We start from the raw sequence: 22,333 nt of genomic DNA, 5'->3' as shown, positions 1-22,333 counted from the left end.
TGCTACGGTGGGGTCAGCCTCTGACCGTTGTTATGATGGCGTTGGCAATATCATCCACATCGAGAATGAGGTTGGCGAGCTTGTTGTCTACAATCGCCTTGGGCATACCGTAAACGACACAGGAAGCCTCATTTTGCGCTATGAGGCAGCCGCCCTTCTCTTTAAGAACCTTGGCCCCTTCGCATCCGTCTGAACCCATTCCGGTAAGAATCGCGCCAAGCGTGCGTCTTCCCATTGCTTTGCCCGCAGTTTCAAAAAGCACGTTTGCCGAAGGTTTGTAAAGGGCATCTCGTGGTTCTTCTGCAACAAAGATTTCTGGCAACGGGCCGCGCATGCGAATACCCAGATGTTTGCCGCCAGGGCAGACATACGCATGGCCAGTTTTGAATTTGTCGCCGTCCTGGGCTTCGGTAACGCCGATCTTGCAAACACTGTCGAGGCGCTTGGCAAACGGATTTGTAAAAGCCGCTGGCATATGCTGCGCAATAAGTATGCAGGCCGGAAGATCCGCAGGCAGTGCCGAAAGAATCTTTTGCACCACTGGCGGCCCGCCGGTGGATACGCCGATTACAACCAGATCGCGCGGCCCGGTGCAGGGCGTTTGCATATAATCCGCAGGCTGCGAAGGCTGAGGGCGTGGAACTGGAACCTGAATTTGATTGATGCGCCTGTATTTAAGTTTGATGATGGTTTTACGCCGTGCGATAGCCCGCACTTTGCGCTGCAGTTCCGCCCCAAAACACTCCCGGTCGCAGCTCATGGTTTTGGGAATAAAATCAAGTGCGCCGTACTCTAATGCCTTTAATGTGCTTTCCGCGCCGCTCTGCGTGAGAGAGCTGACCATCAGCACGGGAATAGGAGTCTTTTTCATCAACTGCTGCAAAACTCCAAGGCCATCAAGCCTTGGAAGGTCAACATCAAGCGTCATTACGTCAGGATCAAGTTCTTCGGCTTTTTCCAGGGCCTCCTGACCGTTGCGGGCTGTGCCCACAACCTTGATTTCAGAATCCTGCTCAAGAAGTGAAGTAATGGTGTTGCGCATAAAGGTTGAATCATCAACCACGAGGACACTGATCATAGGATAAGCTCACTCCAAAAAATTCTCTCTCTATCTAGTTTTTGTATGCTACGTCAGGCATTATTTTTTTACAAATAAAAAATTACTTGCCAAACTACTCAGTCTCGCTTATGTTCCCTCTCTCAACGGGATGTGGCTCAGCTTGGCTAGAGCGCAGCGTTCGGGACGCTGAGGCCGCGCGTTCAAATCGCGCCATCCCGACCAGCAAAATCAAGGGTTTACGGTAACCGCCGTAAGCCCTTTTTTGTTTTTACATCAAGCGAATCTTTCCTTTAGAGGATAAAGAGGCGATCCATTGAAGAATGCGGCAAGCTGGAAGCAGAAATTATGCATCAGCGACAGGCCGTTATTGTCTCGCCATGATGTTTCGTAAAAATAATTTTGCGTGAATAGTATGTATTCTTATCGGCAAGAAAGCCCATTTCTTGAGGGATGCTCATTACATCCCCCAAGAAACGGGCTTTCTTCTATTTTACGGCAACCGAGGTGGGCCTCGGATGCTTTTGGTTTCGTTGCTCTAGAGGTGCGCTGCGCGCCTAGCTCAATGAAGCAAGGCGTTTAATGGCTTCTTCTGTATCAGCCGGGGAGCCAAAGGCTGTCAGGCGCACATAGCCTTCGCCAGAAGCGCCAAAGCCAGCGCCGGGCGTGCACACAAGAGCCGTATTGTTCAGCACGTGGTCAAAGAATCCCCAGGAGGTCATGCCGTCAGGCACGCTCACCCAGATGTAGGGAGCATTGACGCCGCCGTAGACGGAAAGACCCATGCCGGTTACAGCTTTGCGCAGGCTTTCTGCATTGCGCTGGTAGCCGTGGATAACGTCCATGACCTGCGCCCGGCCTTCCGGACTGTAGGTGGCGGCAGCGGCCCGCTGCACAATGTAGGGGCAGCCGTTGTACTTGGTGCACTGGCGGCGGTTCCAGAGGCCGTTGAGCGCAACCTTGCCGCCCTTGCCATCGCTGACCTGAAGCGCCTTGGGCACAACAGTGTAGGCGCAACGCAGGCCGGTGAAGCCGGCGGTTTTGGAGAAACTGCGGAATTCCACGGCCACTTCCTGCGCGCCTTCAAGCTCGTAGATGCTGTGGGGAACAGAGCTGTCGGTGATGTATGCCTCGTAGGCGGAGTCATACAGAATGACGCAGCCTTCGCGGCGGGCGTAGTCCACCCAACCCTGAAGCGCCTGACGCGAAAGCACAGTGCCTGTGGGGTTGTTGGGGTAGCACAGATAGATGATATCGGGCCGGGTTTTGGGAAAGTCCGGCACAAAGTCGTTTTCCTTGAGGCAGGGCAGGTACACGAGCCTGTCCCACTGCTTGCCGTCAAATTCGCCGGAACGGCCCGCCATGGCGTTGGAATCCACATAGACGGGGTAGACTGGGTCTGTCACAGCCACAATGCTGTCAGCGGCAAAAAGTTCCTGAAAATTGCCCACGTCCGACTTGGCGCCGTCGCTGACGAACACTTCATCGGCGCTCAGGTCAACGCCGCGCGCCTTGTAGTCGTGTTCCGCGATGATTTCGCGCAAAAAGGCATAGCCCTGTTCCGGGCCGTACCCGTGAAACGTGGCGGCATCGCCCATATCGTCAGCAGCCTTGTGCAGCGCCGCAACAACGGCAGGAGCAAGGGGACGGGTCACATCGCCAATGCCCAGGCTGATGACGCGCTTTTCGGGGTTGGCTTCCTTGAAGGAGGCGACCTTGCGGGCTATTTCCGCAAAAAGATAGTTGCTTTGCAGCTTGAGAAAATTGCTGTTTACGCTGGTCATCACATTCCTCTGAATCAGATGTGGTACGTGCCGGTGAAGACGGTGACGGCTCCGCCGGTCATGTAGACATGGTTGGAAATTTCGTCCCAATGGATGTGCAGGGTGCCGCCTTTGAGCTCCACGTCAAGCTCGCGCCCGGTAAGGTTGTTGAGCACGCATGCAACCGCAACGGCGCATGCGCCGGTGCCGCAGGCAAGGGTTTCGCCCGCGCCGCGTTCCCACACGCGCATTCTCACCTTGGTGGAAGAGATCACCTCCACAAATTCGGTGTTGGTGCGCTGCGGAAACAGCCTGTGGTGCTCAAAGCTGGGGCCGATCTTGGGCAGATCAAGGTCGTCTATGCCTTTCATGAACACAACCGCATGCGGGTTGCCCATGGAAACTGCGGTAATATCATAGCCAGCGCCGTCAACCTCGACAGGGCGGGCCACAAAGCGCTGGGCGCTTGTGTCGCCCTCGACCAGCACGGGAATGTTGGCCGGGGTCAGCACGGGTTCGCCCATATCAACCGTTGCGCCGCAAACCTCGCCGCCTTCAAACAGCAACCGGACGATTTTTTCCCCGGCGCGGGTTTCAACGCGGATAACATCCTTGGAAAGGATGCCGTGGTCGTGAACATATTTGCCCACGCAGCGGATGGCATTGCCGCACATTTCAGCCTCGGAACCATCAGAATTGAACATGCGCATGCGCACGTCTGAAGTGCCGGAAGGCAGAATCAGTACGAGACCGTCAGACCCGACGCCGAAATGGCGGTCACTGATCTGTCGGGCAAGGTCGTTGGGGTTCTCGACACGTTCTTCAAAGCCGTTCACATAGACATAATCGTTGCCGATGCCCTGCATTTTTGTAAAGCGCAGTGTTGCAGCCATATATACTCCTTATCATACGGGGGGCCGAAACAGGCTGCCCATAATTATCTTGGCAGTATCACAAATAAGTATTTATTCTGATTCAAGGCAAAAGTAAACACAGTGCGGCGCACCTGCCGTGAATCCAACGTGCGGCGGCGATTTAAGACGCAAAAAAAGCGGAGAGCCGCCAGACTCTCCGCTTGATGACCACTGGCCTTCGCCGTCCGTTGCGGCGAACGGCGAGGCCTGTGGCTCCCTGCGGCAGAACCGCAGGGGCCGGAGGCAAGGGGACCATCTTCCCCCCCGGGATGAGACCCCCTGCCCCCAACTATTTCTTAACGACCTAGTGAGCCCAGAGCAGTTCCGCGTACTTGGGCAGAACCCACAGGCTGTCCTCAACCAGGCGCTCAAGAGCGTCTGCATGGGTGCGGCATTCGGCCATGGCGGGCAGGATGCCGTCACGAGCGGCCTTGGCCTGTTCCAACGCGCCTTCGGTGCACTGGGCTTTTTCCACGGCCTTTTCCAGCACAGTCACACCCTTCTGGAGTGCGACAATGTGGCCGCGCAGTTCGTTAAAGTATTCCTCTTCGCTTGCAGCGCCCTTGTCGCCAAGCACGGCGCGGGTCTTGATAACCGCATCGGCGGCCTTGGTCTGGGCTTCCATGCTGGGCGGCAGTACGGAAGAGCGGATCATGTCGGCCAACAGGTTGCCTTCAATGCACACGGTCTTGCTGTAGTTTTCCAGCAGGATGTCCTGACGGGAGAGAATTTCACGCTCGGTCAGGATGCCGTGACGCAGGAAGACGTTCATGACGTCGGGATCGCTGTAGTGTTCAAGAGCGGTAACGGTGTTGTTGTAGTTGGGCAGGCCGCGGCGGGCGGCTTCTTCAGCCCAGGATTCAGCGTAACCATTGCCGTTAAAGACGATGGGCATGTGTTCCTTGAACAGGCGGGGCAGCAGGGACTGCAGGGCCGTGTTCAGATCGGTGCCGCCGGCAACCGAAGCTTCAAGTTCGGTGGCAATGTCATCCAGAGCGCTGGCAACAGCCGCGTTCAGGGCGATATTGACCGGAGCCACGGACTGCGAGGAACCCACGGCGCGGAATTCAAACTTGTTGCCAGTGAAGGCAAAGGGGCTTGTGCGGTTACGGTCGGAAAGATCCACGGGCAGCGGAGGCAGGGTGGAAACGCCCACTTCCATGACCGCGCTCTTCTTGTTCTTGGAACCCTTGCCGTTGATGATGGTGTCAAGCACATCGGTAAGCTGTTCGCCAAGGTAGACGGACAGGATGGCCGGCGGGGCTTCGTTGGCGCCAAGGCGGTGGTCGTTGCCAGCGCCCACGGTGCCGAGGCGCAGGGCCGCGCTGTGCATGTGCACGGCGCGCAGCACGGCGGCCAGGAATACCAGGAACTGGGCGTTGTCCACCGGCGTGGAGCCGGGGTTGAGCAGGTTGGAGCCATCAGAATCGCTGATGGACCAGTTGTTGTGCTTGCCGCTGCCGTTCACGCCCGCAAAGGGCTTTTCGTGCACCAGGCATACAAAACCGTGCTTGCCAGCCATGTGACGCATCATGTTCATGCAGAGCATGTTGTGGTCGCAGGCGATGTTGGCTTCTTCGTACACAGGGGCGATTTCAAACTGGCCGGGGGCCACTTCGTTGTGGCGGGTCTTGGCCGGGATGCCCAGCGAACGCAGCTCGTTTTCCAGATCCTGCATGAAGCTCATCACGCGGGGAGGAATGGAGCCGAAGTAGTGGTCTTCCATCTCCTGACCCTTGGGCGAGGTGGCGCCAATCAGGGTGCGGCCAGCCATCAGAAGGTCAGGGCGCAGGGCGGCCAGGTTTTTGTCCACCAGGAAGTATTCCTGCTCGGGGCCGACGTTGGCGCGCACATAGCTGGCCGTGGTGTTGCCGAAGAGCTTGAGAATACGCATGGCCTGACGCGACAGGGCCGATATGGAGCGAATGAGCGGGATCTTGCGGTCAAGAGCTTCGCCCGAGTATGAGTAAAAGTACGTCGGAATGTGCAGGGTGGCCCCGTAAGGAGCGGGGATGATGAACACCGGCACGGAGGGATCCCACGCGGTATAGCCGCGTGCTTCAAACGTGGAGCGGATGCCGCCGGAAGGGAAGGAGGAGGCGTCCGGCTCACCGCTGATCAGCATCTTGCCAGAGAATTCGCTGATAACCTGACCATCAATGGTGGGCGACAGAAAGGCGTCATGCTTTTCGGCAGTGAGGCCGGTCATGGGATGGAACCAGTGCGTGTAGTGCGTGGCGCCGTTCTCGATGGCCCAGTCCTTCATGGCGTTGGCGACAACATCAGCGATTTCGGGGTTCAGGCGTTCGCCGTCGCGGATGGTCTTGGCCAGCTTTTTGAACACATCCTTGGGAAGGCGCTTACGCATGGTGGCCAGGCCAAACACGTAGCGGCCAAAGATGTCTTCCGCGCTGCGGCCTATTTCATCAGCGCTGGTGGGGATGACCGGTGCAGTGTTCACTGCTTTGAACAAAGCCTTTTTACGGGGGGAACTCATACCCTCGTCTCCTTTCTCATGTTGTTGCTAGAATCAGGCATAGCCCGACTAAAGAGCCTCATCGCCGCGCTCACCAGTGCGGATGCGGATGGCATCCATCACATCACTGATGAAAATTTTTCCGTCGCCAACCTGTCCTGTGCGGGAGATGGACACCACGGCATTCAGAACAGTTTCCAGCATGTCATCGTGCAGCACGACCTCGACCTTGATCTTGGGCAGGCAGTCAACCTGCATGGTGGTGCCGCGATACACTTCAGTGTGCCCGCGCTGGCGACCAAAGCCCTTGATTTCAACGTAGTTCAAGCCGTGGATGCCCATGTCGGTAAGCGCGTCCTTAACCTTGTCAAACATGCTGGGCCGGATGATGATTTCAAGCTTTTTCATAGGTCGTTCCTTTGCTGTTTCCCGTTGGACTACAAGGAGTAGCCGCGTTCGTTGTGCTCGCTCAAATCGAGACCGGTAAATTCCTCTTCAGGCGTAACCCGCAGGCCGACAACCGCGTCAACCACATAGAGGATTATCCGGGAAACTATGTAGCAATAACCCCAGGTAGCCACAATGGACACGATCTGGATCCAGGCCTGCTCAGGATTGCCGTAGAACAGACCGTCCGAGTTGTTGATGGCCGCGCAGGCGAACAGGCCGGTGGCAAGCGCACCCCAGGTGCCGCCGATGCCGTGAATGCCGACCACGTCAAGGGCGTCGTCGTAACCGAACTTGTTCTTCAGGAGCACGCCGCCGTAGCAGATGATGCCGCCAACAAAACCGATCAGCATGGCGGGCAGCACTTCCACAAAGCCCGCGCCGGGGGTGATGGCCACGAGGCCCGCCAGTGCACCGGAGATGGCGCCAAGGCTTGTGGGCTTGCCAGTGCGAATCCATTCAACGAGCATCCAGCCAAGAATACCGCAGGCGGAAGCCATGTGAGTTGTTACAAGGGCCTGACCAGCAAGAGGACCGGAAACCAGGGCGCTGCCAGCATTGAAGCCGAACCAGCCGAACCACAACAGGCCGCCGCCAAGCAGGGTAAGGGGCAGGTTGTTAGGCGTTGCATGCGAGCTGCCAGTGGAAAGCCGCGGTCCAAGAGCCTGGGCACAGGCAAGAGCCGCCGCGCCGGAAGACATGTGCACAACTGCGCCGCCAGCAAAGTCCAGAGCGCCCATCTTGCTCATCCAGCCGCCGCCCCAGACCCAGTGGGCCATGGGCGAGTAGACGAAGAGCAACCACAAACCAGAGAATACAAGCATGGCGGAGAAGCGGATGCGCTCAGCGTAGGCACCGGAAATAAGGGCTACGGTAAGAGCAGCAAACATGCACTGATACCCCATAAAAACCGTGTGGGGCAGCTGGGTGGCGGCAGGAGCCGATTCGCCGCCCACGCCTTTGAGGAAGAGGTAAGAAAGATCGCCGATAATGCCGCCAACATCTTCGCCAAAGGCCAGAGTGTAACCCACAACGGCCCATAATACGGAGATGAGAGCCAGCGCGCCGTAGCTGTGCATGTGGGTGGACAGGATATTGCGGGAGCGAACCAGGCCACCGTAAAAGAGGGCCAGCGCCGGGGTCATCAGCATGACCATGGAGGCGCAGATCAAAATAAATGCAGTATCCGAGGCGTTCATACGGACATCCTTCAGCGTAGTTCGGACCGGCGAGGGAGGCAGGGTGCCGCACAGTGCAGCAGGCTGGTTTCCGTCGTTCCGTTCCGCGTTTAATAGAACCTCATCCTCGTGGGCTGGCGCCATGCCCACACTGCGGCACAATGCCGCAGCAATACCCTGCTTAGGCATGAAGTGTGCCAAATGTGTTTCACTGCGGGGTTCAATTGTGTAACAGTATGATTTTATGAATGATTTTATTTTTATGGGCAGACGGGAAGAATTGCAGGGTGTTGGCGCCGATGGAATATTTCTACGTTGATGTAGAAAAAAAGACACCCCCCGAAGCGCCGTTTCGTAGCGCTAGGGGGATGTCTTTAATAATTGTGTTATTTCGGTGTGTTATATAAAAAAATCAAAAAAATGCAAAAATGTAGAAATTATTGGTACATCTTTGTAATGCTGGTGATCTTCTTTAATAACATACTGAAATAAATTATGAAAAATTTATTTTTGAAGCAAATACTGGCCATTTTTCAAATTACCGTTTTGTAGAAAACGAGAATCTACTCGGTTTCGTCCTTACGGTATACGGGGCGAAAAGCCTTGTAGGTTATGCCGTACTTTTTCATGCGCAGGGCCATGATTCTTTCCGTCAATCCAAGGCTTGCGGCGGCTTTGCCCATCTGGCCCTGGCTGAACTCAAGCGCTTCGGTGATTGATGCGCGTTCCAGCTCGTCCAGCTGCTCCTGCAAACTGCCGGAAAGCCCCTGGCGGATCAGCCCGGGCGTGAGGCCGGAACTTGCCGCAACGCGGCTGCCGTGCAGGGCAGGGGGCAAGTGCTGGGGCAACACAAGGCCCTCGCGGCCCAGTAGCAACACGGCGCGCTCCATGACGTTTTCAAGTTCGCGGATGTTGCCCGGCCAGGTATAGCGTTGCAGCATATCCATGACAGAAAGGGAGAGGCGCACGTTATTACGACCGTTGGCCAGCGCGTATTTTTTGATAAAGTGGTTTGCCAGCGGCAGAATGTCCTCTGGCCGGAAACTCAGGGGCGGAAGGAAAATGGGGAAGACATTGAGGCGGTAGAACAGATCACGGCGGAAGGTTTCTTCCTCTACCATTTTTTCCAGATCGCGGTTGGTGGCGGTGATAAAACGCACATCAACATAATGCGTTTCCATGCCGCCAAGACGCTCAAAGGCCCTTTCCTGCAAGACGCGCAGCAATTTTGCCTGGGTCATGAGCGAAAGCTCGCCAACTTCGTCCAAAAACAGCGTGCCGCCGTTGGCAAGCTCAAAGCGCCCTTTGCGCGTGGCGTTTGCGCCGGTAAAGGCCCCACGTTCATGGCCGAACAGTTCGCTTTCAATAAGGTTTTCTGGCAATGCGGCGCAGTTGAGCGAAATAAAAGGCTTGTTGGCGCGTGTGCTGCCCGAATGGATGGAGCGCGCAGCCAGTTCTTTGCCCGTGCCGGATTCCCCCTGTAAAAAAACTGTGGTGCTGGACGGGGCCACCTGCGCAATCTGCGCGTAGACCTTTTGCATCACTTCAGAATTGCCCACAAAGCCGCGCGGCCTAAGGGGCGAGGAGGCTTCTTCATCCATGCGGCCCTGCGATTCAAGGGCCGCATGCCCAAGCAGGGTTGATATAATGGTAAGCAGGCGCATTTCGTCTTCAAGCGTGGCATCGTCCACCAGCAGATGGTCAACCGATAGCGCGCCCACAACCTGGTCGTTAAGGCAGATGGGTACACAGATGAACGAAATCCCCTCCTTGCCCAGATCGCGAGAGCGGGTGCGGTTCAGAAACAGGGGCTCTTCAGATACATTAGATATGTACATGGAACGCCCGGTTTCGATCACGCGCCCGGTGATACCCTCGCCGCGCACGTAGCGGCCCCGGCGGGCCTCAGCGGGTTTGAGGCCGTAGGCAGCCTCAATGCGGATCTCGCCGCTGTTGGGCGAAATAAGCGTGATTGCGCCGCGCATCATGTGCAGATGCTCTGCCATAAGCTGGAGCGCCTTGTTCAGGGCAACCCCCACATCCGTGGCGGAATTGACCACATTGGAAAGATCCAACAAAAGGCGCAGCTGCTCTTCGCGGTGGCTGTCTGCGTTAGCGGGAGAGCGCGACACGGTGCCGGGACGGGGAGATGTATTGCTGGATTTTTGCATGCCGTGCTTATACCTCAGGCCGGGGCAAACATGCAATCCGTCAGGGGGTTACTAGCCGCAAGAAAGGGCTGCCGGGGGGAGGACTCTTGCGCGGGCTGGAAAGCTGGCTTGGATATAGTGGGGGAGTGGAAGGATGGGCTTTGCGGGCAAGAGGAGCAGATCAGATAACGGTCTAACTGATTTGGCGGCGCAATAGGCTACGATATCAGCAAACGCCCCTGGTTCATGTGATAGCAGCCAACAGATTAGAGGCGCAACAGGATTAGGGAACTCCCAGCTCTGAATATGACCATTGGGAAGCCCCTGACCGCTGAATTTTATGCCAATTTTAAAAAGTCGCTTGACACCTGCCCCCTATTGCCGTAGATACACCCTTCACAGCGCGTCCCCATCGTCTAGCCGGCCCAGGACAACGGCCTTTCACGCCGTCGACAGGGGTTCAAATCCCCTTGGGGACGCCAATCAAGAAAGCAAGCTCTTACGAAAAATCGTAGGAGCTTTTTTCGTTTTTGAATTATTGTCAGTCTTGGGCGCGCGGACGGCTTCATATCACTTGAAAACAACATAACAATACTAATAGTATTCCATATAAAAAGAAGGTAGTAAATTTTTAGAGAATTCCTTGGATTTTGACCTAGAGGGCCATTATGTCAAACCTGCCTGATAGCTGCGTGGCTCATGTCTATTGCCCCGAGAATGGGGCACCTTTCCGCGCACAGCCTCTTTCTGAACATTTGCGCAACGTCGCTGACCTGGCATCATCAGCGGCAGCCAAGGTCGGCTTGCCCCTGACAGGTCATCTGGTTGGCCTGCTGCATGATTTTGGCAAGTATTCAAAAGAATTCCAGAATTATATTCTTTCCGCTGCTGGCTGCATTACTCCTAGTGAACCGGGCTACACCGATCCCATAGCTTGCAAAGGGAAGATCAATCATGCTTTTGCGGGAGGGCAGCACCTATGGGAGCGCCTGCAAGGCAATGATTTGAAAAAAGCGATTGCCCGGATGCTTGCACTGTGCATTCTGTCCCACCATTCAGGGCTAAAAGATTGCATATCCCCGGACGGCAAGGATGCATTTACACAGAATTACATGGCCCGTCCGGAGGAAAAAACGCACCGTGACCAGTGCGTTGAGCGCTGCGATCAAGCATTCCTTGAAGAAATAGAAAATGAAATATCGAATGCTCTTTTATTGGAAGTGCGAGCAGTTATGATGAAGCTGCGTGACCGAGTCATGAGCAAGCAACCAGCAAGTGCGGATATCAATGACCAACGGGATTGCGCAAACAGTCGTGATTTTCAGCTTGGATTGCTGGCGCGTTTTTTATTCAGTTGCCTGATTGATGCGGATCGTACTGACAGTGCAGATTTTGAAGATCAGAAAGGGGCGGAAATTCGGCGCAGCGGGGTCAGGCGTCCTTGGGATGCTCTGGTGCAGCGTTTTGAAGCAGCCTTGGCCCAAAAGACCCCGCAACACGCCATCGACCATATCCGGGGCGATATTTCTGCCCATTGCGCCCAGCGTGCCCATGATGCGCCGGGAATGTTCACTCTCACTGTGCCCACTGGCGGGGGCAAGACGCTGGCCAGCCTTCGTTTTGCCCTGCTGCACGCGCAAAAGCACCAGATGGACAGAGTCATCTATGTTATTCCTTATACATCCATTATTGACCAAAACGCCGATGTAGCCCGAAAAATTCTTGAGCAGGGTGAGGCCCCTGGATCCATAGTGCTTGAGCATCATTCCAGTTTTATGCCCGATGAAGATTCTAACGCTGAAGAAGTCGCCAGCCGGTGGGAAAAACTGTCTGAAAATTGGGATGCCCCCGTGATCTTCACCACCATGGTGCAGTTTCTTGAGAGCCTGTTTGGCGCAGGCACGAGCTCCGCCCGCCGCATGCATAATCTTGCACGTAGCGTGATAGTGTTTGATGAAGTGCAGACTGTCCCTGTGCGCTGCTTGCGTATGTTTTGCAACGCTGTGGATTTTTTGACCGGGCAATGCGGTTCTACCGCAGTGCTATGCACTGCCACGCAGCCGAGGCTGGGCAATCTGCCGCATCCGCTGCGCGGCAGCCTTGATATACAACTCGACATGGAAATTGTGCCAAATGTGCCAGACCTGTTCACACGCCTCAAGCGCACGACATTTTTTGACCACTGCCATACCGCCATGGGGGCAGAAGATGTGGCCGCGCTGGCGCAAGAAGAGCAACAATCCCACGGCTCATGCCTGGTGGCTTGCAATACCAAGCGAATGGCAGAAAAGATTTATGCGCTTTGCGACAAACAGGAAGGTATAAACTTCTACTACCTTAGCACCAACCTCTGCCCGGCGCACCGCATGGAAAAGCTTGAAGCCATGCGAGCCGATTTGAAAAACGGGCGTCCTGTGCTTTGCGTAAGCACGCAACTCATTGAGTGTGGCGTGGATATCAGTTTTCGATCTGTTATTCGCATGGCCGCTGGTCTGGATTCCATCCTTCAGGCGGCAGGGCGCTGCAACCGACATGGGGAAAATGAGCCGGGCAGGGTGCATGTGGTACTGGTGAAGGCAGATGCAGAAAATCTGGACTGGCTGAAAGACATTAAAGATGGTCGGGATATCTTTCTTGATACAGTGCGCCTAAAGTATGCACAAGAACTTCTGGAGTCTGGCTACGATTTCACCATGCCGCAGTTGGTTGCAACATATTTTGACCATTATTTTCATCGCAAGGGCGCCGTGCTTTCTTACGCGGCAGGCGATTGCAATTCCTTGCTTGATATGCTGGGCAGTAATCGAGGTGCTGGCAATAACAATCTATTCCCCATATTGGGGCAATCATTCAGCGCCGCAGCAAAAATTTTCAGGTCTATCGACTCAGCATCAAAAAGTAGGTTCTTCCGGGTTTTCCGTGGGTAACCCCTGTCAGGAACTGGCCGGGTAGAGGTTTAGACCGCCACAGAAGAAGTAGATGGCTGTCTTGAAATGCTCCCGGTTCCTATAACCGCAAGCCTTCCTCTTGATGGCCATGATCTTGCTGTTGAGGCCCTCGGCCACGCCGTTGGTGATCCTGTGGCGGCAGAAGGTCAGGATGTTCTCAAGATGTCTCTGAATCAGTCCGCCCACTTTGCGCATTGGGGCAAGATCTGACCTGTTCACCCAGACCAGCCATCGCTTCACAAAACGTCTGGCCCATCCCGTGCTCAGGTACTTCCAGACGTCGTTCAGGCTTTCCTTCATGGCCCAGGCCTTGGCCACCTTGAGGTTCGCTGTCTTCAAGGCCTCCAGGGCTGGCCGGTGTTTGTCCGGCAGATTCTCCTCCCGGTATAGCCAGAGGAATTTCGTGCCCTTGAGTCGATGGTCATCCTGACTTGTGAGTTCGCGGTGCTCTTGCTTGCGTACCCGGTCCACAGCCTCGCCTACGTGTTTCATGACGTGGAACCGATCGTGAACGATTTTCCCCGCCGCGTCCGGCACATGTTTGAGCGTAGCTTTAAAATAGGGCTCCCACATGTCCATGGCCACGGCCTTGATCCGCTCCAACTGCGCCTTGGTGAACTGAAGGTAGTACCCCTCAAGGCTTTCGGCCTTACGCTCGTCGGCCACATACTCCACCGTGCTGCCGATCAGATCACAAACCACGGTCACATAGTCGTGCCCCTTGCGGAATGCCTTCTCGTCAACGCCAAGATACCGCGAGGGATTCGATTGCTTGCGCTCCCGGCCCCGGCGCACCGCCCTTTCCATGACACCCCATGCTTCGTCCCAGGTGATGCGCAGGATGCGCCGCGCTCCTGTTACGGTGGCGCACTCGGTCAGCACGTCGATGATCAATCGCTCCATCAATATGGTGAAACGTGCCTTGGACTCGGCCCAAGGCACGTTGACCTGAAGGACGCCATGCTCGGGGCAGTCCACTCGGGGAATCCGAGCATGCAGGAACGTCTTGAACTGGCACGTGTCCAGATGGCGCCAGACACGAGGCTCGGCATGGTCGCGGCAAGCCAGCTCTCGACCACAAGTAGGGCAAAACCAGCGAACACCAGGACCATGCTCCACGCGGATGTCTACCCGACCTTCCGCCGTGTCCAGTTCAACAGCCTCAACAAACCAGGGCTCGGTCAGCCCGAGAATCCGAAAATATAGGTCCGTATCCTTCATTGGTGCCCTCCGGGAAGGACATTAGCAGATCAGCTACCCACGGAAAACCCGGAAGAGCCAAAAAGTATTTTGGTGCCTTATAAAGATGGAGAGGGCATCATTGCCGCACTTTGTTCATCAGATTTGCTGTATAAAAAATATGAGCTTTTACGTAAGGCTCAGCGTTTTTCCGTAAACATTTTTCCACATACAGAACGCGATCTTATACAGAAAAATGCCTTGTATCCCATTCAGGATAGTGGCATGTTTGCTCTGAGACCCAACTTTTACTGCAATGAACAGGGCGTTAGCACGCAATCAGGGCAAAAACTGCGTCTTTGTAATTACTGATAGGAGGATTGAGTGAATAACGACATATCCTTTACTGTTTATGGGCGATATGCCCTGTTTTCTGATCCTGTAACTCGAGTCGGCGGCGAAAAATGTTCTTACCACATCCCCACCTACGAGGCTCTCAAGGGTATAGTAAAATCTATATATTGGAAGCCAACGCTGATTTGGGTGATTGACAAGGTACGCATTCTGCATCCCTTTCGCACGCAAACCAAGGGCGTAAAACCAATCAGGCCCACCACAGGCGGCAATGATCTTTCCATCTATACCTATCTGGCTGATGTTGCCTATCAGGTAACGGCCCGATTTGTATGGAACGAGCACAGGCCGGAACTGAAGCAAGACCGGATTGAAGGCAAGCACTACGAAATAACCAAGCGTATGCTGGCGCGCGGTGGCCGACAGGATATCTTTTTGGGTACGCGCGACTGTCAGGGGTATGTGGAACCTTGCAGGTTTGGCGAAGGCCCCGGTGCATATGATGACCTGGAAGAGTTGCCCTTTGGCCTCATGTTTCACGGGTTTGATTATCCTGATGAAACCGGAAACTCCAGTTTTGGCGCACGGTTCTGGAAGCCTGTAATGCGCAAGGGGATAATTGAATTCCCTTCGCCGGATGATGCCTCCCTTTTGCGCAAAGAAATCCGCCCCATGAAGCCCAAGGCGTTCCACCCCGGCAAAAACTACGCTGGTTGTGATGAAGAAGCGCTATCCCTCCTTTTGCAGCAGCCCGAAACCGTGGCATATCCTGATGCCCGCAGCCTGCTTTCTGACGGCGGGCCGCAAGGGGGTACGCTGTGAGCTGGATGCAAAAGCTTTTTGAAACGTATGAAGCCTGCTCCCAAAATCCCGCCTTTGTGGACCCGCCACAGGCGGAGAATGGCGGCAAAGAAGCCCCGGCGCTTATGCCCGTGAGCCATACCAGCCAACAGGCGCATATTCATGTTGTCATTGACGGGGCTGGTAATTTTGTGAGGGCAGAGCTGTTGCCGTTGAAAATGCAGTTTATTATCCCGGCAACCGAAGATTCCGCAGGTCGTACCAGCGGAGATTCCCCGCATCCTCTGGATGATAAAATTCATTATTGCGCCAAAGACTACTCTGGCGGCAAAAAGAATCTTTATAGCTTGTATGCCGCTCAGTTGCAGGCATGGTGCGATTCTCCCCACAGTCATCCAAAGGCCAAGGCTGTATATGCCTATGTTTCGCAGGGGCATCTGGTGAATGATCTGCTGAAATGTGGAATTTTGCGCGGCGAATCAGCCAGCTCCTTGCAGACGGAACCAACCGAGGCAGACAAAGAGAGCGGCGCAGACAGCATCATTAACAGATTGCAGCCCAAAAAAATTGGCAACGCCACGGTGCGCGACCAGGGGGACGCCCTGGTGGTATGGAGCGTGGTAAACCTGCCTGATGACATGGAACCGCGCACATGGAAGGACACCAGCCTGCAACAGGCATGGATGGCCTACGATGCATCCATGATGGAGCAAAAAGGCCTTTGCATGGTGCAAGGGTGGAATGCGCTGTTGCCGCAAAGCATCCGCGCAATATCCGCCGCCCCGGTGATGGTGCGAAGCTTATTTCCTCCAACGATTCCGCAAATTTTACCTACCGGGGGCGCTTTCTGGAGCCTGAGCAGGCCTGCACCGTCGGCTATGAGGTGAGTCACAAGGCGCATAATGCGTTGCGCTGGCTCATAGCGCGGCAAGGCTACCGCAACGGGGATCAGGCTGTTGTGGCCTGGGCTGTGAGCGGCGCGCCCGTGCCTAATCCTTGTGAAGATTTGTTTGATCTGAGCGCCGCCGACTTCCTGCTTGATGACGCGCCTGAGGTGCAGGCAGAGAAGGACGCCGCCCAGCCTCCTTTTGTTCCTCCCGTAAATATGGGGTTGGCCTTTGCAAAAAGGCTGAACAAAGCCCTCGTGGGATACAAGGCTGATCTCAAGGAAACTGACGGCATCGCCATCATGGCTATGGATGCGGCCAGCCCTGGTCGGCTTTCTGTTACGTTCTATCGCGAGCAGATGCTTAAGGATTACCTGTACAATCTGGAACGATGGCAGGAAGAATGCGCATGGGTCTTGCCTGTGCGCATAGAAGATGCGCGCGAAGGCCAGAGCAAACCCAAAACGCGCACTGTTTACGCGCCCCTTGCCCCCACGCCAGAAACCATTGCCCGCGTTGCATACGGCAGGCGTATTGACGACAAGCTGCTCAAGGCAACTGTAGAGCGGTTGTTGCCATGCGTTGTTGATAGGGCAGCTTTGCCGCGCGATATTGTTGAGAGCTGCGTGCGCCGAGCCTGCAATCGCGCGGCGCATGAGGCATGGGAGTGGGCTGAAGTGTTGGGCGTTGCCTGCGCCATGTACAGGGGCTATTTCGCCAGACACATAAAAGAAGGGGAATACAGCATGGCACTTGATGAAACGCGTAACTCCCGTGACTACCTCTTTGGGCGGCTTCTGGCGGTTGCGGAATATATTGAACGTTCCGCTTTGAATTGCGCGGGAGAAAAACGTCCCACCAATGCCGAGCGGTTGATGCAGCGCTTTGCCGACCATCCTTTTGCCACATGGAAACAGCTTGAGCTTCAGTTGCAGCCGTATATACAGCGGCTGAAAAGCAGTTCCCATGCCGGGCTGCTTAAACGGCCCCAAAAGGCCTGGAAAGAAATTTACGATAAATTTGACCCCGAAGAATTCACTTCTTCAAACAAGCTCAGTGGCGAATTTCTGCTGGGCTACCATTGTCAGATGTCAGCCTTGTACGCCACGGCTGATAAAGAAAGCACCACTGAAGCCAATGACCAGCAAGGAGCGTAACATGAGTCTGCAACACAAGATCGACTTCGCCGTTATTCTCACCGTAGATCACGCCAACCCTAACGGCGATCCGCTCAACGGCAACCGTCCCCGTACCGATTATGATGGCTATGGGGAAATCAGCGATGTTTGCCTTAAGCGCAAGATCCGTGATCGGCTCATGGAGCAGAAGGGGACGCAAGTTTTTGTGCAGTCGGACGACCGCAAGCTGGACAACATGGCCTCGCTCAAGGAAAGAGCCGAATCTGCGGAGCACGGCCTTGGCAAGGATGCTTTTAATCCCAAAAAATGCAGCAAGGAAGAAACCGCCCGAAAGGCCTGCGCCAAGTGGTTTGACGTGCGCGCTTTTGGGCAGCTTTTTGCTTTTGGCAAAGATGGTGATGCGGCGGGGGTTTCCATTGCTGTGCGCGGCCCGGTGAGCATTCACTCGGCCTTCAGCGTGGAGCCTTTCAACGTTGCAAGTATTCAGATCACCAAAAGCGTCAGCGGCGAGGGCGATGGCAGCAAGCGCGGTTCGGACACCATGGGCATGAAGCACCGTGTGGACAAAGGCGTGTATGTTTTTTACGGCAGCATGAATCCGCAGCTTGCCGAACGCACTGGCTTTAGCGATGAAGACGCCGCAGTGCTCAAGGCCATCCTGCCCAGGCTGTTTGAAAATGACGCTTCGTCTGCCCGTCCGGAGGGCAGCATGGCAGTCAGTCAGGTGTTCTGGTGGCAACACAACTGCGCTTCCGGGCAGTATTCATCCGCAAAAGTGCATAAAAGCCTCACGGTTAACCCCGATGGCAGCTATACGCTCAACGGCGAGGCAACTCCGGGGTTGAAGGCTGAAACCATTTCAGGTTTCTAATGCACCCCCCAGCCGATTCCATCCCCATATCGGCTTTGCAGCATTACCTGTTCTGCCCCCGGCAGTGTGCGCTCATCCATCTGGAACAACTCTGGACGGAAAACGTGTACACTGCCGAGGGCCGTCAGCTGCACGAAAAAGCCCACAGCAACGCATCTGAAAGTCGCGGCGACTGCAAAACAGTTTCAGGGCTGTTGCTCTGTTCGCGCGCTCTTGGCCTGACAGGGCAGGCAGACGTTGTGGAGTTTCATCGGCACGGCAATGTCTGGCAGCCATACCCTGTTGAGTACAAGCGGGGCCGTCCCAAAAGCATGGCGGCAGACCGCATTCAGCTTAAACTGGATCGGGAGGATGGTCGCTCCCCGTGCGGGAGCGTGGATTGAAGCTGCGCAGGACATCCCATCGAGCGCGACCAGATCAGTCGCTCCCCGTGCGGGAGCGTGGATTGAAGCAAATCGTTCCTGAGTTATTGGGACGATGCCATCGCGTCGTTCCCCGTGCGGGAGCGTGGATTGAAGCTCGTGCTTCGGCGTGGTGAAGCCGTCTGGCAAGGTAGTCGCTCCCCGTGCGGGAGCGTGGATTGAAGCGCGCCGTAAACGGCGGTACGACCATCGTTGAAAACGTCGCTCCCCGTGCGGGAGCGTGGATTGAAGCACTGAAATCGCCGTGGACTTTTACGACCTCCTGCAAGTCGCTCCCCGCGCGGGAGCGTGGATTGAAGCAACTTTTATCGGAGTAATGCGAATGGAGAAGAAAGTCGCTCCCCGTGCGGGAGCGTGGATTGAAGCCAAAGAAGACATCCTAAAAGTCTATGCTAACCGCAAGTCGCTCCCCGTGCGGGAGCGTGGATTGAAGCGTCCTCTGAAAGTGCTTCTGAACGACTATCAAAAAGTCGCTCCCCGTGCGGGAGCGTGGATTGAAGGTACGTCAACCATACCATAGCCAGCCATTGGAACGGTCGCTCCCCGTGCGGGAGCGTGGATTGAAGCCCAACTAAAAAGCCGGGAGCACAACGCCCCCGGCAGTCGCTCCCCGTGCGGGAGCGTGGATTGAAGCGCAAAAATCATTGAAGGCAAGTACAGCCGCAGGGGTCGCTCCCCGTGCGGGAGCGTGGATTGAAGCAGGGTGTGCCTGTGTCGGGAGCACCAGCGGGAGGTCGCTTCCCGTGCGGGAGCGTGGATTGAAGCCCTGACGTGATGAAGCTCAGTCAGGCTGTGGTGGGTCGCTCCCCGTGCGGGAGCGTGGATTGAAGCATACCCACAATAAACCATTAGTTTTAAAACGCTAGTCGCTCCCCGTGCGGGAGTGTGGATTGAAGCATTGTCGTTCTCGGATCTGCACAAAATGGACAGTGTCGCTCCCCGTGCGGGAGCGTGGATTGAAGCATCAGCGCCGTACCCTTGCCATGAGGTATGGAGTCGCTCCCCGTGCGGGAGCGTGGATTGAAGCAAGTAACATCGCACGATATAAAGTCGTTGCTTGGAGTCGCTCCCCGTGCGGGAGCGTGGATTGAAGCCAGCCAGTCAGCAGCACAAAGAGCTATGACGCCGTCGCTCCCCGTGCGGGAGCATGGATTGAAGCTCCGTGAATCGCGACCGAAAGCTGAGGGTCCGCCAGTCGCTCTCCGCACGGGAGCGTGGATTGAAGCATGGCGTACCCCCATGTTGTTGTTTGGGCCTTCTGTCGCTCCCCGTGCGGGAGCGTGGATTGAAGCTTCAATTCGCACAACTACTGGCCCGCACTTTCAAAGTCGCTCCCCGTGCGGGAGCGTGGATTGAAGCTTGTGAGCATTGCCGCGCACCTTGCCGTTGCCGGCGTCGCTCCCCGTGCGGGAACGTGGATTTTATGGATTTATATTATCATGGTCATAACCAAAACATGCCGCAGCAACTGGAACCTGCTGTTCTGATTTATCTATTGCTTAGTTTTAAAGATGTCTTGCGTAAAATATATAACCTATTTTTCAGGTTTGTTATAAATATTGTGCTGATATTAATCAGATTTCTATTCCTTGATTTTTATCCCTGACGCCATAATCCTTTTTTGATGTCTTCCGATTAATACAGAATCGGCATCTCTGCATTTTGCCACCCTCAATATTCTCCATTGAAGGGGCTGATCTTGCAGGCAAAATTTTGTATGAGCAAAAGTGTCCCAGAACTGTATGATGGCTGCAATAATAGCAACGTACCTTGCGGATACTGTAAGCAGAATTCTACACTTGCAAAAGGGCTTGTTATGAACAGATCCATATCGCTTAAGCTCATGCTTGGCATTGCGGCAATCATCATCATACCCATGGGCATACTGTTTGCCCTTACGTCGCGGGGCATTGCAACGCTTTCAGAAGAAAGCTTTGCCAAGTCCGCCATAGGCGAACTGCGGCAGGTCAGCAATGTTGTCACAGCCATGTTTGATGAATACAAGCTCAACGTTGGCATGCTGGCTGTTGATCCCCTTATGGCGCAATTGCCGCAGATGACCACAAGTCACGTAACAGCGACGGAACCCACTCCATCAAGTGCTGCTGCGGACGATTCTGCTGGCAAGGCGCTGGATGCCCTGTTCCGTTTGTATCGGGAATCGCACCCCTCATATACCAATGTTTATGCGGGTAACATGGAAGGCGCATTTGTGCTCAACAGCCCCGTAGTCGGTAAAACCCAGCCCGGTGGTTACGATCCGCGCAAACGCCCATGGTGGGGCATGGCCGTGTCTGACCCATCCAAGAACTACATCACCAGCGCCTACAGAAGCACCGATGGTCAGCCAATGGTCAGCGCCTGTCGCGCCGTACGCGACAGCAGCGGCAAAGTTACCGGCGTCGCGGCCATAGATATTACGCTGGGCACCCTCACAGACCTCATTAAAAATGTGGGTTCTTCCGGGTTTTCCGTGGGTAACCCCTGTCAGGAACTGGCCGGGTAGAGGTTTAGACCGCCACAGAAGAAGTAGATGGCTGTCTTGAAATGCTCCCGGTTCCTATAACCGCAAGCCTTCCTCTTGATGGCCATGATCTTGCTGTTGAGGCCCTCGGCCACGCCGTTGGTGATCCTGTGGCGGCAGAAGGTCAGGATGTTCTCAAGATGTCTCTGAATCAGTCCGCCCACTTTGCGCATTGGGGCAAGATCTGACCTGTTCACCCAGACCAGCCATCGCTTCACAAAACGTCTGGCCCATCCCGTGCTCAGGTACTTCCAGACGTCGTTCAGGCTTTCCTTCATGGCCCAGGCCTTGGCCACCTTGAGGTTCGCTGTCTTCAAGGCCTCCAGGGCTGGCCGGTGTTTGTCCGGCAGATTCTCCTCCCGGTATAGCCAGAGGAATTTCGTGCCCTTGAGTCGATGGTCATCCTGACTTGTGAGTTCGCGGTGCTCTTGCTTGCGTACCCGGTCCACAGCCTCGCCTACGTGTTTCATGACGTGGAACCGATCGTGAACGATTTTCCCCGCCGCGTCCGGCACATGTTTGAGCGTAGCTTTAAAATAGGGCTCCCACATGTCCATGGCCACGGCCTTGATCCGCTCCAACTGCGCCTTGGTGAACTGAAGGTAGTACCCCTCAAGGCTTTCGGCCTTACGCTCGTCGGCCACATACTCCACCGTGCTGCCGATCAGATCACAAACCACGGTCACATAGTCGTGCCCCTTGCGGAATGCCTTCTCGTCAACGCCAAGATACCGCGAGGGATTCGATTGCTTGCGCTCCCGGCCCCGGCGCACCGCCCTTTCCATGACACCCCATGCTTCGTCCCAGGTGATGCGCAGGATGCGCCGCGCTCCTGTTACGGTGGCGCACTCGGTCAGCACGTCGATGATCAATCGCTCCATCAATATGGTGAAACGTGCCTTGGACTCGGCCCAAGGCACGTTGACCTGAAGGACGCCATGCTCGGGGCAGTCCACTCGGGGAATCCGAGCATGCAGGAACGTCTTGAACTGGCACGTGTCCAGATGGCGCCAGACACGAGGCTCGGCATGGTCGCGGCAAGCCAGCTCTCGACCACAAGTAGGGCAAAACCAGCGAACACCAGGACCATGCTCCACGCGGATGTCTACCCGACCTTCCGCCGTGTCCAGTTCAACAGCCTCAACAAACCAGGGCTCGGTCAGCCCGAGAATCCGAAAATATAGGTCCGTATCCTTCATTGGTGCCCTCCGGGAAGGACATTA

Annotated in this window: 13 protein-coding genes, 2 tRNA genes, 2 pseudogenes and 1 CRISPR repeat array; of the genes and pseudogenes, 8 read left to right on the top strand and 9 right to left on the bottom strand. The window is 55.4% G+C overall.

The features are described from left to right. Positions 1-13: 13 nt before the first annotated feature. Positions 14-1,078 carry a protein-glutamate methylesterase/protein-glutamine glutaminase gene (locus tag ACUZ79_RS10555; protein ID WP_449251565.1) on the bottom strand — a complete coding sequence of 355 codons (1,065 nt, stop codon included), beginning with the start codon at positions 1,076-1,078 and terminating at the stop codon, positions 14-16. A 126-nt stretch (positions 1,079-1,204) separates the two neighbouring features. On the opposite strand from ACUZ79_RS10555, the gene ACUZ79_RS10550 reads away from it, so the two are divergent. Further along, positions 1,205-1,282: transfer RNA gene (locus tag ACUZ79_RS10550), tRNA-Pro, on the top strand. A gap of 332 nt (positions 1,283-1,614) precedes the next feature. Here ACUZ79_RS10550 and ACUZ79_RS10545 read toward each other — a convergent pair. From ACUZ79_RS10545 to ACUZ79_RS10520, 6 genes are all read right to left on the bottom strand, one after another. Continuing rightward, positions 1,615-2,841 (bottom strand): LL-diaminopimelate aminotransferase, encoded by a 1,227-nt coding sequence (locus tag ACUZ79_RS10545; RefSeq protein WP_227118498.1) that lies wholly within the window; start codon positions 2,839-2,841, stop codon positions 1,615-1,617. Positions 2,842-2,855: 14 nt separating this feature from the next. Then, complete coding sequence (dapF, locus tag ACUZ79_RS10540) at positions 2,856-3,713, bottom strand: diaminopimelate epimerase (protein ID WP_022658687.1); 858 nt, start codon at positions 3,711-3,713, stop codon at positions 2,856-2,858. 325 nt (positions 3,714-4,038) lie between these two features. Beyond that, positions 4,039-6,231 carry a glutamine synthetase III family protein gene (locus ACUZ79_RS10535; protein ID WP_240825601.1) on the bottom strand — a complete coding sequence of 731 codons (2,193 nt, stop codon included), beginning with the start codon at positions 6,229-6,231 and terminating at the stop codon, positions 4,039-4,041. 48 nt (positions 6,232-6,279) lie between these two features. After that, positions 6,280-6,618: a P-II family nitrogen regulator gene (locus tag ACUZ79_RS10530; RefSeq protein WP_022658689.1), complete on the bottom strand. Its 339-nt coding sequence runs from the start codon at positions 6,616-6,618 to the stop codon at positions 6,280-6,282. Between the two features lie 29 nt (positions 6,619-6,647). After that, positions 6,648-7,856, bottom strand: coding sequence for an ammonium transporter (locus tag ACUZ79_RS10525; RefSeq protein WP_240825698.1), 1,209 nt, complete (start codon positions 7,854-7,856; stop codon positions 6,648-6,650). Between the two features lie 542 nt (positions 7,857-8,398). Next, positions 8,399-10,006, bottom strand: coding sequence for a sigma-54 interaction domain-containing protein (locus ACUZ79_RS10520; RefSeq protein WP_240825603.1), 1,608 nt, complete (start codon positions 10,004-10,006; stop codon positions 8,399-8,401). Between the two features lie 384 nt (positions 10,007-10,390). Here ACUZ79_RS10520 and ACUZ79_RS10515 point away from each other — a divergent pair. Beyond that, a tRNA-Glu gene (locus tag ACUZ79_RS10515) sits at positions 10,391-10,467 on the top strand. Positions 10,468-10,653: 186 nt separating this feature from the next. Further along, positions 10,654-12,912 (top strand): CRISPR-associated helicase Cas3', encoded by a 2,259-nt coding sequence (cas3, locus tag ACUZ79_RS10510; RefSeq protein WP_449251564.1) that lies wholly within the window; start codon positions 10,654-10,656, stop codon positions 12,910-12,912. 6 nt (positions 12,913-12,918) lie between these two features. Here the strand turns inward: cas3 and ACUZ79_RS10505 are convergent, their stop codons facing one another. Continuing rightward, a complete protein-coding gene (locus ACUZ79_RS10505) occupies positions 12,919-14,154 on the bottom strand; it encodes an ISL3 family transposase (RefSeq protein WP_096152604.1) in 1,236 nt (411 codons plus the stop codon). A gap of 342 nt (positions 14,155-14,496) precedes the next feature. Between ACUZ79_RS10505 and cas5c the strand changes: the two genes are divergently transcribed. The 5 genes and pseudogenes from cas5c (at position 14,497) to ACUZ79_RS10480 (ending at position 21,092) form a co-directional block, all read left to right on the top strand. Beyond that, positions 14,497-15,288, top strand: coding sequence for a type I-C CRISPR-associated protein Cas5c (cas5c, locus tag ACUZ79_RS10500; RefSeq protein WP_449251563.1), 792 nt, complete (start codon positions 14,497-14,499; stop codon positions 15,286-15,288). A 5-nt stretch (positions 15,289-15,293) separates the two neighbouring features. Beyond that, positions 15,294-17,311, top strand: a pseudogene (gene cas8c, locus ACUZ79_RS10495) (type I-C CRISPR-associated protein Cas8c/Csd1). Position 17,312: 1 nt separating this feature from the next. Next, positions 17,313-18,164 carry a type I-C CRISPR-associated protein Cas7/Csd2 gene (gene cas7c / locus ACUZ79_RS10490; protein WP_449251562.1) on the top strand — a complete coding sequence of 284 codons (852 nt, stop codon included), beginning with the start codon at positions 17,313-17,315 and terminating at the stop codon, positions 18,162-18,164. Then, positions 18,164-18,490, top strand: a pseudogene (gene cas4 / locus ACUZ79_RS10485) (CRISPR-associated protein Cas4); the annotation flags it as partial. The gene cas7c and the pseudogene cas4, both read left to right, overlap by 1 nt. Before the next feature lie 28 nt (positions 18,491-18,518). Then, positions 18,519-20,012: a CRISPR direct-repeat array (repeat unit 32 nt; unit sequence GTCGCTCCCCGTGCGGGAGCGTGGATTGAAGC). 390 nt (positions 20,013-20,402) lie between these two features. Then, complete coding sequence (locus ACUZ79_RS10480) at positions 20,403-21,092, top strand: PDC sensor domain-containing protein (protein WP_449251561.1); 690 nt, start codon at positions 20,403-20,405, stop codon at positions 21,090-21,092. Here the strand turns inward: ACUZ79_RS10480 and ACUZ79_RS10475 are convergent. Next, positions 21,074-22,309, bottom strand: a complete 1,236-nt coding sequence (locus ACUZ79_RS10475; protein WP_096152604.1) for an ISL3 family transposase — start codon at positions 22,307-22,309, stop codon at positions 21,074-21,076. The genes ACUZ79_RS10480 and ACUZ79_RS10475 overlap by 19 nt on opposite strands. Positions 22,310-22,333 lie beyond the last annotated feature (24 nt).

The sequence above is a fragment of the Desulfovibrio faecalis genome (assembly GCF_053570625.1).
This window is presented reverse-complemented; position numbering and strand designations above follow the sequence as displayed.

Bases quoted from the DNA above. Each gene is read 5' to 3' on its own strand.
- ACUZ79_RS10555 (WP_449251565.1), bottom strand. From the start codon at position 1,078: ATGATCAGTGTCCTCGTGGTTGATGATTCAACCTTTATGCGCAACACC.
- ACUZ79_RS10545 (WP_227118498.1), bottom strand. From the start codon at position 2,841: ATGACCAGCGTAAACAGCAATTTTCTCAAGCTGCAAAGCAACTATCTT.
- dapF (WP_022658687.1), bottom strand. From the start codon at position 3,713: ATGGCTGCAACACTGCGCTTTACAAAAATGCAGGGCATCGGCAACGAT.
- ACUZ79_RS10535 (WP_240825601.1), bottom strand. From the start codon at position 6,231: ATGAGTTCCCCCCGTAAAAAGGCTTTGTTCAAAGCAGTGAACACTGCA.
- ACUZ79_RS10530 (WP_022658689.1), bottom strand. From the start codon at position 6,618: ATGAAAAAGCTTGAAATCATCATCCGGCCCAGCATGTTTGACAAGGTT.
- ACUZ79_RS10525 (WP_240825698.1), bottom strand. From the start codon at position 7,856: ATGAACGCCTCGGATACTGCATTTATTTTGATCTGCGCCTCCATGGTC.
- ACUZ79_RS10520 (WP_240825603.1), bottom strand. From the start codon at position 10,006: ATGCAAAAATCCAGCAATACATCTCCCCGTCCCGGCACCGTGTCGCGC.
- cas3 (WP_449251564.1), top strand. From the start codon at position 10,654: ATGTCAAACCTGCCTGATAGCTGCGTGGCTCATGTCTATTGCCCCGAG.
- ACUZ79_RS10505 (WP_096152604.1), bottom strand. From the start codon at position 14,154: ATGAAGGATACGGACCTATATTTTCGGATTCTCGGGCTGACCGAGCCC.
- cas7c (WP_449251562.1), top strand. From the start codon at position 17,313: ATGAGTCTGCAACACAAGATCGACTTCGCCGTTATTCTCACCGTAGAT.
- ACUZ79_RS10480 (WP_449251561.1), top strand. From the start codon at position 20,403: ATGAACAGATCCATATCGCTTAAGCTCATGCTTGGCATTGCGGCAATC.
- ACUZ79_RS10475 (WP_096152604.1), bottom strand. From the start codon at position 22,309: ATGAAGGATACGGACCTATATTTTCGGATTCTCGGGCTGACCGAGCCC.